At 72.3% G+C, this 10,649-nt stretch carries 10 protein-coding genes; 5 read left to right on the top strand and 5 right to left on the bottom strand.

What is annotated here, in order from left to right:
* Positions 1–12 precede the first annotated feature (12 nt).
* The 5 genes from larE to ACTWPW_RS60965 are packed head-to-tail and all read right to left on the bottom strand — an operon-like array spanning position 13 to position 4,742.
* Positions 13–840, bottom strand: a complete 828-nt coding sequence (larE, locus tag ACTWPW_RS60985; RefSeq protein ID WP_443174541.1) for an ATP-dependent sacrificial sulfur transferase LarE — start codon at positions 838–840, stop codon at positions 13–15.
* A complete protein-coding gene (gene larC / locus ACTWPW_RS60980; RefSeq protein WP_443174540.1) occupies positions 837–2,006 on the bottom strand; it encodes a nickel pincer cofactor biosynthesis protein LarC in 1,170 nt (389 codons plus the stop codon). The genes larE and larC overlap by 4 nt, the downstream gene beginning before the upstream one ends.
* Positions 2,003–2,722 carry a nickel pincer cofactor biosynthesis protein LarB gene (gene larB, locus ACTWPW_RS60975; RefSeq protein WP_443174539.1) on the bottom strand — a complete coding sequence of 240 codons (720 nt, stop codon included), beginning with the start codon at positions 2,720–2,722 and terminating at the stop codon, positions 2,003–2,005. The genes larC and larB overlap by 4 nt, the downstream gene beginning before the upstream one ends.
* Positions 2,719–3,999 (bottom strand): nickel-dependent lactate racemase, encoded by a 1,281-nt coding sequence (gene larA, locus ACTWPW_RS60970; RefSeq protein ID WP_443174538.1) that lies wholly within the window; start codon positions 3,997–3,999, stop codon positions 2,719–2,721. Before larA ends, larB begins: the two co-directional genes overlap by 4 nt.
* Positions 3,996–4,742: a FadR/GntR family transcriptional regulator gene (locus tag ACTWPW_RS60965; RefSeq protein WP_443174537.1), complete on the bottom strand. Its 747-nt coding sequence runs from the start codon at positions 4,740–4,742 to the stop codon at positions 3,996–3,998. The genes larA and ACTWPW_RS60965 overlap by 4 nt, the downstream gene beginning before the upstream one ends.
* A 310-nt stretch (positions 4,743–5,052) precedes the next feature.
* Between ACTWPW_RS60965 and ACTWPW_RS60960 the strand changes: the two genes are divergently transcribed.
* The 5 genes from ACTWPW_RS60960 to ACTWPW_RS60940 all read left to right on the top strand — a co-directional run bounded on the left by ACTWPW_RS60960 (position 5,053) and on the right by ACTWPW_RS60940 (position 10,602).
* Entirely contained in the window at positions 5,053–6,366 is a 1,314-nt protein-coding gene (locus tag ACTWPW_RS60960; RefSeq protein WP_443174536.1) for an L-fuconate dehydratase, read from the top strand.
* A 41-nt stretch (positions 6,367–6,407) separates the two neighbouring features.
* On the top strand, positions 6,408–7,475 hold the full coding sequence (locus ACTWPW_RS60955; protein WP_364122832.1) for a sugar ABC transporter substrate-binding protein: 1,068 nt from the start codon (positions 6,408–6,410) through the stop codon (positions 7,473–7,475).
* Positions 7,465–8,982, top strand: a complete 1,518-nt coding sequence (locus ACTWPW_RS60950; protein ID WP_375118146.1) for a sugar ABC transporter ATP-binding protein — start codon at positions 7,465–7,467, stop codon at positions 8,980–8,982. The genes ACTWPW_RS60955 and ACTWPW_RS60950 overlap by 11 nt, the downstream gene beginning before the upstream one ends.
* Positions 8,975–9,997: an ABC transporter permease gene (locus ACTWPW_RS60945; protein WP_443174535.1), complete on the top strand. Its 1,023-nt coding sequence runs from the start codon at positions 8,975–8,977 to the stop codon at positions 9,995–9,997. Before ACTWPW_RS60950 ends, ACTWPW_RS60945 begins: the two co-directional genes overlap by 8 nt.
* Before the next feature lie 83 nt (positions 9,998–10,080).
* Complete coding sequence (locus ACTWPW_RS60940; protein WP_443174534.1) at positions 10,081–10,602, top strand: glycoside hydrolase N-terminal domain-containing protein; 522 nt, start codon at positions 10,081–10,083, stop codon at positions 10,600–10,602.
* Positions 10,603–10,649: the final 47 nt, after the last annotated feature.

Raw genomic sequence — 10,649 nt, 5'->3', positions numbered from 1 at the left:
CCCATGGGGCGGTCATGATCGGAGTGGCTCGATGTTCAGGGCGCCGGAGCGGAAGGCCGCCACGTCCACCCGGGCGCCGTGGAAGCCCGCGTCCCGTACGGCCGGCGCCAGCCCCGGCAGATCGGCGGCCCGCGACACCAGGCCGGCGTCCAGCTCCACCCGGACCCGGTCGCCGAGATCGCGGACCCGCAGGTCGGTGACCGGCAGGCCGGCCCGGACCAGCAGGTCGCGCACCACCCGCTCGGCCGCCTCGATCCGGTGCAGCCGGGCCGGCGTCACCTCCACGCCGTAGGCCACCCGGCTGGCCAGGCACGGCGCGGCCGGCTTGTCCCAGGTGACCAGGCCCCACGCCTTGCTGGTCCGCCGTACCTCGGCCTTGGTGAGACCGGCGTCCCGCAGTGGTGCGAGCACCCCGCGCTCGTCGGCGGCCCTGATCCCCGGCCGGAACGGGTCCACGGCGTCGTCGGCGTTCGTGCCGGTGGCGGTGTGCGCGAAGCCGTGCTCCGCCGCCACCCGGGTGATCACGTCCAGCACCTCCGACTTGCAGAAGTAGCAGCGGTCACGCCCGTTGGCCCGGTAGCCGGGATCGGCCGTCTCGGCGGTGCGGGGCAGCAGGTGCCGTACGCCGAGAGAGGCCGCGAAGCGCCGGGCCACCTCGAGCTCCTCGGCCGCCAGGCTGTCGGACACCGCCGTCACGGCCAGCACCCGGCCGGTCCCGAGCGCCCGGACCGCCGCCGCCAGCACCAGCGCGGAGTCGGCCCCGCCGGAGAAGGCGACGGCGAGCGAGGACAGGCCCGACAGCCGGTCGAGCAGCACCATGATCTTGTCGTCGGTGGTCAACCTGGACTCTCCTCTGCCGGGGGTCGCTCCTGTGCCAGGCGCAGGGCCCTGGCCGCTGTCTCGCGCAGGGACAGGCCGAGGGCGGCCGCGGCGGCGGCCACATCGTCGTGCTCCGGCTTCGCCGAGTGGGGTCCGTGCTTGACGCGCACGCGATGACCTTCCAGCTCCACCTCAGTGGTGTGCCGGCGCAGAGCCGTACGCTCGACCGCGACCTCGCGCACGCCGAGCGCGCCGGTCTCGGCGAAGACCAGCTCGCGCAGGACCGGTACGGCGGGGCGGCGGCACAGCACGTGCAACACGTACGCCGGCCGGCCCTTCTTCATGGTCGCCGCGGTCGCCCAGGCGTCCAGAGCACCCGCGGCCAGGGCCCGGGCGATCGTGTGGCCGAGTACCTCGCCCGTGATGTCGTCCAGGTTGGTCTCCAGCACGACCAGCGGCTCGACACCGGAGTCGCGGGCGGGCTCGGCCAGGGTGACCGCGACGACGTTCGGGCGGTCGGACAGCTTCCTGCTGCCCGCGCCGTAGCCGGTCCCCACGGGGGTCATCGCCGGCGGCGGGTCGTACCGCGCCCGCATGGCCCGCAGCAGCGCCGCCCCCGTGGGCGTCACGGTCTCGCCGCCCAGGTCGCTTCCGGTGACCAGGGCTCCTTCGAGCAGGGCGATGGTCGCGGGCGCCGGGACGGGGAGCACGCCGTGCCGGGTGCTCACCGTGCCGGCGCCGAGGGGGACCGGGGCACAGTGCACCGCCGTCACGCCGAGCAGGTGCAGCGCGGCGGCCACGCCGACGATGTCGACGAGCGCGTCGTGGCCGCCCAGCTCGTGCAGGTGCACCTGGGCGGGGTCGGTGCCGTGGATCCGGCCCTCCGCCTCGGCGATCGCCCGCAGCGCGGCGGTGGCGAGGGAGGCGACCGGCTCCGGCCGGGCGGCCCCGGCCATGGAGATCAGCTCGGCCGCCCGCCGCTCGGTCGCCGTGTCGGTGACCACGACGCGTACCCGGGTCGCCGCCAGCCCGTGGGTGAGCACCCGCGCGGCCGTCAGCTCCCACCCGGTGAGACCGGTCGACGCCACGGCCGCCCGGATCCCGTCCAGCGGCGCGCCCACGTCGATCAGTGCCGCCAGCAGCATGTCCCCGGCCAGCCCCGTGAACGGGTTGAGCCGGCAGATCACCGCTGTCCTCCCGGCTGCGCGGCCTGCGTACCCGCCGGGGTGGTGCGGCGGGTGGTGGCATGGGCGAGGCGATGCGCGGCCATGGCGGCACCGAAGCCGGAGTCGATGTTGACCACGGTGAGGCCGGCCGCGCACGAGGACAACATCGCCAGCAGGGCGGTGACGCCCTCCAGGGCCGCGCCGTACCCGACGGAGGTCGGCACGGCGATCACCGGCGCCGCCACGAGGCCGCCGACGGCGCTGGCCAGCGCGCCCTCCATGCCCGCCACCACGATCACCGCGTCGGCCGCGCGCAGCCGGCCGGTCTCGGCGAGCAGCCGGTGGATGCCCGCCACGCCCACGTCGCGCACGACGGTGACGGCCAGCCCCAGCGCCCGGGCCACGGCCGCCGCCTCGGCCGCCACCGGCCCGTCGGACGTGCCCGCCGTGACCACCACGACCTCGAAGGATCCGGTCCGCGCCGGCCGCCACACCAGCAGCCGCGCCGCGGGTTCGTAGACTCCTCCCGGCACGGCCGCCAGGACTGCCCCGGCGGTGGCGCTCTCGACCCGCGTGGCCAGCACCGGGCCGGTGTTGCCGGCGAGCAGGGCGGACACGATCGCGACGATCTCCTCGGCGGTCTTGCCCGGCCCGTAGACGACCTCGGGTGCCCCCTGGCGGGCCTGCCGGTCCAGGTCGACCCGGGCGAACCCCAGGTCCGCCACCCGTTCGCTCATGCCGGGCCGCCGGCCAGGTAGGGGATGGTCTGCGGACCCTCCGGCAGCACGCACACGCGGGCGCCCGGGCCGGCGGCGGACAGCGCCTCGGCCACCGTGGCGGTGATGTCGCCGGTCCGTTCGAGGTGGGCGGCCGCCAGGTCGGCGTCGCTGAGGTAGGAGGTGTGCACGACCACCCGCGCGCCCGCCTGGATACGCGCCTGGATCTGCACCTGCCACTGGTCGGGGACGGTCACCGGCCGGGCGGCGATCGTGTCGAGCAGTGCCTGCGGGGAGGGCTCGGAGGCCAGCACTTCGCGGTAGGAGCCGTGGTCGGGGAAGCCGTCGCGGCATTCGGCCGCGCAGACGATCACGCCGCCCGGCCGCACCACCTGGAACGCCGCCGCCATGCCCTTGACCGACTGGTAGAGGTTCTGGTCGAGGGGGTAGCCGGAGTTGGTGGTGACCACCACGTCGAAGGGTGCCTCGACCCGGCGCATGGCGACCCGGCGGGCGGTGGCGGTGGCCTCGGCGTGCATGGGCAGGATGTCGCCGCCGAAGGCCGCCACGATGTCCTTGTCCCGGTTCAGGATCACGTCGAGGGCGAAGGTGACCCCGGTGCCCTCGGCGATGGCCCGTACGTCGTCGTGCACGGGATTGCCCTCGATCACCCCCCAGGTGGCCCGGGGATCGCCGATCCGGGTGGCGTCGTGCAGGGTGAGCACGGTCTCCAGCGCGGCCAGGCCGGGGGCGACCAGCTTGGGGCCGCCGGAGAAGCCGGCGAAGAAGTGCGGCTCCACGAACCCGGTGGTGATCCGCACGTCCGCCTGGACCCAGGCGGTGTTCAGCCAGACCGGCACGTCTTTCCCGAAGCGGCCGAGATAGGTGAGCGAGCCGGGGTCGCGGGCGTCGTGGTTGACGATCCGTACGGAGTCCACGATCGCGTCGCCGAACATCGCGCGCAGCTCGGGCTCCGTGTTGCCGCGATGGGTGCCGGTCGCGACGAGGATGGTCACGTCGTCGAGGTCGACGATGCCGTCGAGCTCGGCGAGGATCGCCGGGATCATCAGGTGCCGCGGCTGGGGGCGGGTGCCGTCGCAGGCCGAGATGGCGACGGTCTGGCCGGGCCGTACCCGCTCGCGCAGGGGCGGGCCCGACACCGGTTCGCGCAGGGCGGTCCGCAGCGCGCCGGCCTGGTCGCGGGCGGCAGCGTGGTGGACGGGGGTGACCACCGTGGTGGCCTCGTCGGGCAGCTCGACCGTCAGGCCGCTCTCCCCGTAGGCCAGGCGGACCTTCATCGTGTCTCCTCCTCGCCGAGCTGGGAGCCCTCGAAGTTCACACCCTGGTCACGGGAGTCCTCGACGTCCCCGAGCACCGAGCGCAGCCAGGTCTCGGTCGTGCCGATGTGCATGAGCGCCGCGGCCTGGGCGAGCGTCGCGTCGCCGGCGGCCAGGGCGTGGTAGATCGCCTCGTGCTCGGCGACGGTCTTGTTCGAGCTGCCGGCCTCCACCGTGCCGCGCCACACCCGCATCCGCAGCGTGCGGCCGGAGATTCCGTCGAGCAGGGTGGACAGCGTCTCGTTGCCGGTCGCCCGCACGACGGCGCGGTGGAAGGCGGCGTCGTGGTGGTTCAGCTTCTCCACGTCGTCGCAGGCGGCGCGCATCGCGTTCAGGTGCTCGCCGATCTCGTCGAGTTGCTCGGCGGAGATCCGGGACGCGGCGAGGGCGGTCGCCGCGGGCTCGAGCATCCGCCGTACCTGGACGATCTCCAGCAGGGTGTCGTCGCGCAGGAGCTCGACGGCCAGTCCCAGCCCTTCCAGCAACAGCCGCGGCTCCAGGCTGGTCACGAAGGTGCCGTCGCCCCGCCGTACGTCCAGGACCCGGGCCACGACCAGCGCCTTGACCGCCTCGCGCAGCGGGTTGCGGGAGACGCCGAGCTGGGCGGCGAGCTGGTGCTCCGGCGGCAGCCGCGCCCCCGGTGGCAGCTCGCCCGACTGGATGAGGGCCCGGATGCGGGAGATCGCCTCGTCGGTCAGGGACATGCGGGCGACCTCCGGGCACGGGGTCGCTCGATCGGGACGCGCGTCACGCTGGGAAACATAACAGACATCCTATGTTCGAGGAAGATTGGTGCTTGCGTGGAGGCAGACATGGGTTGTCTGCTCATCACAGCGGCCTCCGCTGGGGCAGTCGATGCGCGATTTTGCCGGTATTACCGGGGAGGTCTAGACACGCCGCCCTCGCGAGGATTACAAAGACATCCCATGTCGGTGTGGTGAAGACGGCTTCACTTCCCCGAAACATCCCATGGAGGGACACCTTCGTGCGTCAACATCACCAAGGGCGGCCGTCGTGGCCGAGCTGATCACCGCCATCGAGGCCCACGACATCCGTTTCCCCACCTCACGGGACCTCGACGGCTCCGACGCCATGAACCCCGAGCCCGACTACTCGGCCGCGTACGTGATCGTACGGACCGGCGACGGGCAGGAAGGGCACGGGCTCGCCTTCACCGTCGGGCGCGGCAACGAGATCGCCGTGGCCGCCGTGGAGTCGCTGGCGCCGCTGGTCACCGGGCGGCCGGTGGCCGAGGTGCTCGGCGATCTGGGCGGGGTGTCCCGCCGGCTCACCGGCGACAGCCAGCTGCGCTGGCTCGGCCCGGAGAAGGGCGTCATCCACATGGCGGCCGGAGCCGTGCTCAACGCCCTGTGGGACCTTCGCGCGCGCAGGGCGGGCAAGCCGCTGTGGCGGCTGCTGTCGGAGCTGTCGCCGGAGGAGATCGTCGACGTCGTCGACTTCCGCTACCTGGAGGACGCGCTCACCCGGGAGGAGGCGCTGGCCATCCTGCGCGGCGCCGAGCCGGGCCGGGCCGAGCGCCGCGCACGCCTGCTGGCCGAGGGCTACCCCGCCTACACCACCACTCCCGGCTGGCTCGGCTACACCGACGACAAGCTGGCCCGGCTGGCGGAGGAGGCGGTCGCCGACGGGTTCCGCCAGATCAAGCTGAAAGTCGGCGCCGACCTGGCCGAGGATATCCGGCGCCTGCGGCTGGCCCGCGAGACGGTCGGCCCCGATGTGCGCATCGCCGTGGACGCCAACCAGGCGTGGAACGTCGGGCAAGCGATCGAGTGGCTGGCCCCGCTCGCCGAGTTCGACCTGTACTGGATCGAGGAGCCCACCTCGCCCGACGACGTGCTCGGCCACGCCACCATCCGCAAGCAGGTGGCGCCCATCAAGGTCGCCACCGGCGAGCACACCCACAACCGGGTGATGTTCAAGCAGCTCCTGCAGGCGGGCGCGATCGACATCCTGCAGCTCGACGCCGCCAGAGTCGCCGGCGTCAACGAGAACATCGCCATCCTCCTGCTGGCCGCCAAGTTCGGGGTGCCGGTGTGCCCGCACGCGGGCGGCGTCGGCCTGTGCGAGATGGTCCAGCACCTGTCGATGTTCGACTACGTGGCCGTCAGCGGCACCACCGAGGACCGCGTCATCGAGTACATCGACCATCTGCACGACCACTTCACCGACCCGGTCGTGATCCGGGACGGCCGGTACCTCGCCCCCGCACGTCCGGGCGGTGGCGCCGAGATGCATCCGGCATCCCGCGCCGAGTACGCCTACCCGCACGGCCCCCAATGGGCCGCCGACGCGGCGGGTGCGATGTGACCCGCACCCCGGCCGCCACCCAGCACAGGGAAGGAAGACTCATGAGAAGAGGACTCGCCTTAGGGACGGCCGTCGCCCTGTCGGCCGGCCTGGCCACCGCCTGCGGGGGCGGCGGAGGCGGCGGCACGGCCGCCTCAGGGGGCGGCAAGCCGGTCGTCGGGGTCGACTATCCCCGCTCCGACACCGACTTCTGGAACTCCTTCATCAAGTACGTCCCCCAGTTCGGCGCCGAGAACGGCCTGGAGCTGAAGACCTCCAACTCGCAGAACGACATCTCCAAGCTCACCGCCAACGTGCAGAGCTTCATCAGCCAGGGCGTCAAGGGCGTCGTGCTGGCCCCGCAGGACACCGCCGCCGTGGCCCCCACCCTCCAGCAGCTCAACACCAAGAAGATCCCCGTCGTCATGGTCGACACCCGCCCCGAGCAGGGCGACGCCTACATGGTGGTACGCGCCGACAACCGCGCCTACGGCGAGAAGGCGTGCAAGTTCCTCGGCGAGAAGCTGTCCGGCAAGGGCAAGGTCGTGATGCTCCAGGGCGACCTGGCCTCCATCAACGGCCGCGACCGCACCGAGGCGTTCAACACCTGCATGAAGGCGAGCTACCCCGGCATCACGGTGTTCGGCGAGGCCACCAACTGGGACGGCGCGGTCGCCTCGCAGAAGCTGCAGACCCAGCTCACCGCCAATCCCGACATCAAGGGCGTCTACATGCAGTCGAGCTTCGCCCTGTCGGGCACCCTCCAGGTGCTGCAGCAGCGGGGCCTCCTGGTTCCGCCGGACGATCCCAAGCACGTCTTCGTCATCTCCAACGACGGCATCCCCCAGGAGCTCAAGGAGATCGCCGCCGGCAACATCGACGCCACCGTCTCCCAGCCGGCCGACCAGTACGCCAAGTACGCGCTGCAGTACACCAAGGCCGCCATCGACGGCAAGACGTTCAAGCCGGGCCCGACCGACCACGACAGCACCATCATCCAGGTGCGCCCCGGGCTGATGGAGGACCAGCTCTCCGCGCCCCTGGTCACCGCCGACGGCGCCACCTACGCGGGCGTGGCGAGCGTCAAGCCGGGCGACTCCTCGCTGTGGGGCAACAACCTTGGCGGATGACCAGGCGGTGACACCCCTCGTCGAGGCGGTGGGCGTCACCAAGAGATACGGGGAGACCGTCGCGCTGGACCGTGCCGGGATCCGCGTCATGCCCGGCCGGACCCACGCGCTCGTCGGCCGCAACGGGGCCGGGAAGTCCACCCTGGTGTCGATCCTCACCGGGCTCCAGGCGCCCGACGAGGGCGAGGTGCGCTTCGGCGGCGAGCCCGCCCCGCGCCTGGCCGACCGCGATGCCTGGCGGCAGCGGGTGGCCTGCGTCTACCAGAAGTCCACGATCATCCCCGAGCTGACCGTGGCGGAGAACCTCTACCTGCACCGCCACGACCTGAACCGGCTCGGGCTGGTCCGCTGGGCGGCCCTGCGGCGCAAGGCGGCCGAGTTGCTGGCCACCTGGTCGGTGGACGTCGACGTGCGCCTGCCGGCCGGCGAACTGGACGTCGAGCAGCGGCAGTTCGTGGAGATCGCCCGTGCGCTGTCGTTCGGCGCCCGGTTCATCATCCTCGACGAGCCGACCGCCCAGCTCGACGCGGCCGCCATCGCCCGGCTGTTCACCCGTATCCGCACCCTGCAGGAGCAGGGGGTGACCTTCCTGTTCATCAGCCACCACCTGCAGGAGATCTACGAGATCTGCGACACGGTCACGGTCTTCCGCGACGCCCGGCACATCCTGACCACCACGGTGGCCGATCTGCCGCACGCGGAGCTGGTGGCGGCGATGGCGGGAGAGGCCGCCGGCCTGGCGGAGGCGTCCTCCCGGACGGCCGTGCCCGGCGGCGCCGATGTGGTGCTCGGCGTGCGCGGCCTGACGTACGGCGACGCCTACCGGGAGATCGACTTCGAGATCCGGTCCGGCGAGATCGTCGGCCTGGCCGGCGCAGCCGGCAGCGGCAGAACCGAGCTGGCCGAGACCGTCGTCGGGTTGCGCGCGGCCGACTCGGGCTCGATCGAGGTCGCCGGGCGCGCGCCCCGTCCCGGCAGCGTGCCCGACGCGCTCGCCGCAGGTGTCGGCTTCGTCCCCCGCGATCGGCACCACCAGGGGTTCGTCCCGATGATGTCGATCGCCGACAACGCCACCATGACCGTCCCCGACCAGCTCGGCGGGGCCGGCCTGATCAGCAACCGGCGGCGCGACCGGCTGGCCAGGACCCTGATCGCCAACCTGGCGATCAAGACCCCCGGTCCCGGCCTGCCCGTGATGGGCCTGTCCGGCGGCAACCAGCAGAAGGTCGTCATGGCCAGGGCGCTGGCCTCCGACCCCCGGCTGCTCGTGCTGATCACCCCCACCGCCGGGGTGGACGTCAAGTCCAAGGAGTTCCTGCTCGGCAAGGTCGAGGAAACGGCCACCAGGGGAACCGGCGTGCTGATCGCCTCCGACGAACTCGACGACCTGCGGCTGTGCGACCGGCTGCTGGTGATGTTCCAGGGCCGTGTCGTCGCCGAGCTGGCCGCCGGATGGCACGACCACGACGTGGTGGCGGCCATGGAAGGAGTCCGGCTCGATGCCTGAGAGAACTCTCACGCCCGCCACCGAGAACGCCGCCCCCGAGCGGGAACGCCCACGGATCCGGCTGGCCCGCCTGCGCGACTTCGCCCTGATCCCCGCGATCATCGCGATCGCCGTCGTCGGCCAGATCGTCAACCCGATCTTCCTGCAGGGCGACAACCTGATCAACATCCTGCAGACCATGTCGGAGATCTCCCTGCTGGTCCTGGCTCAGACCATCGTGCTGGTCGCCGGCAAGATGGATCTGTCACTGGAGTCGACGTTCGGTCTCGCGCCGGGCGTGGCGGCGTGGCTGACCGTGGCCGCCGGTTCGGGCGCCGGGCTCGGCCTGCTGCCGGGGGCCTGGTCGATCCCCGTCACCCTGGCCGTCGGCGTGCTCATCGGCGCGATCAACGCGCTGCTGATCGTACGGTTCGGGCTCAACGGCTTCATCGTCACCCTCGGCATGCTCATCGTGCTGCGCGGCCTGCTCACCGGCATCTCCGGCGGCCAGACCTTCTTCAACCTGCCGGCGTCGATGCTCTATCTCGGCTCGGCCCTGTGGCTCGGCGTGCCCGCCTCGATCTGGCTCTGCCTGCTGCTGTTCGCCGCCGGAATCGTGCTGCTCGGCTTCACCAAGTACGGCCGCGCCCTGTACGCCATCGGCGGCAACGTGGACGCGGCCAAGGCCGCCGGCATCCGTACCGACCGGGTGTTGTGGACCGCCCTGGTGGGCGCCGGCGTGCTGGCCGCGCTCGGCGGCCTGCTGATGTCGGGGCACCTCGCCTCCGTGGCGGCCGCGCAGGGTGACGGCGCCATCTTCACCGTGTTCGCCGCGGCCGTCATCGGCGGCGTCGGCCTCAACGGCGGCAAGGGCACGGTGTTCGGCGCGTTCACCGGCATCCTCCTCCTCTACATGATCCAGAACGTCCTCACCCTGGCCGGCGTGCCCGCCCAGTGGATCCAGGCCCTCAACGGCGCGATCATCATCGTCGCCCTCGTCCTGTCGCGCCTCACCGGAGGCAAGGTCCAGGAATAGCCCGCCGCGCCGTCCCCGAGCACCGCACCCCCTGACGATTGGGAACAGCCATGCCCGAACACCACCTGACACGAAGGCAGCTGATGAGGATCGGCACAGCCGGGGCCGGCGCGCTCCTGCTGCCGATGCGATGGACGGCGGTCGCCCGAGCCGCTTCGACGCCGCCCCCCGAGGTGCGCGCGGCCAACGACCTGGCGCTCTGGTACGACGAGGCCGCCGGCACGGACTGGCTGCGGGCGCTCCCGATCGGCAACGGCCGCCTGGGCGCCATGGTGTTCGGCAACGTCGACACCGAGCGGTTGCAGCTCAACGAGGACACCGTCTGGGCGGGCGGACCGTACGACCAGAGCAACCCGAAGGGTGCGCAGGCGCTGCCGGAGATCCGGCGGCTGGTCTTCGAGAACCAGTGGACGCAGGCCCAGGACCTGATCAACCAGACGATGCTCGGCAAACCCGCAGGCCAGCTGGCCTACCAGCCCGTCGGCAATCTCCGGCTCGGCTTCGGCGGCGCCGCCGGGGCGTCGGAGTACAACCGCCAGCTGGATCTCACCACCGCCACGACCTCCGTGACCTCCGTCCTTAACGGCGTGCTGTCCCGGCGCTAGGTGTTCCCGAGCGCGCCGGACCAGGTTACCTCCGCCCTCCTTACACC

The sequence above is a fragment of the Nonomuraea sp. KM90 genome, from assembly GCF_052246675.1.
In the GTDB taxonomy this organism is placed as follows: Bacteria; Actinomycetota; Actinomycetes; order Streptosporangiales; family Streptosporangiaceae; genus Nonomuraea.
This window is presented reverse-complemented; position numbering and strand designations above follow the sequence as displayed.

Bases quoted from the DNA above. Each gene is read 5' to 3' on its own strand.
- ACTWPW_RS60945 (WP_443174535.1), top strand. From the start codon at position 8,975: ATGCCTGAGAGAACTCTCACGCCCGCCACCGAGAACGCCGCCCCCGAG.
- larB (WP_443174539.1), bottom strand. From the start codon at position 2,722: ATGAGCGAACGGGTGGCGGACCTGGGGTTCGCCCGGGTCGACCTGGAC.
- ACTWPW_RS60965 (WP_443174537.1), bottom strand. From the start codon at position 4,742: ATGTCCCTGACCGACGAGGCGATCTCCCGCATCCGGGCCCTCATCCAG.
- ACTWPW_RS60940 (WP_443174534.1), top strand. From the start codon at position 10,081: ATGAGGATCGGCACAGCCGGGGCCGGCGCGCTCCTGCTGCCGATGCGA.
- larA (WP_443174538.1), bottom strand. From the start codon at position 3,999: ATGAAGGTCCGCCTGGCCTACGGGGAGAGCGGCCTGACGGTCGAGCTG.
- ACTWPW_RS60955 (WP_364122832.1), top strand. From the start codon at position 6,408: ATGAGAAGAGGACTCGCCTTAGGGACGGCCGTCGCCCTGTCGGCCGGC.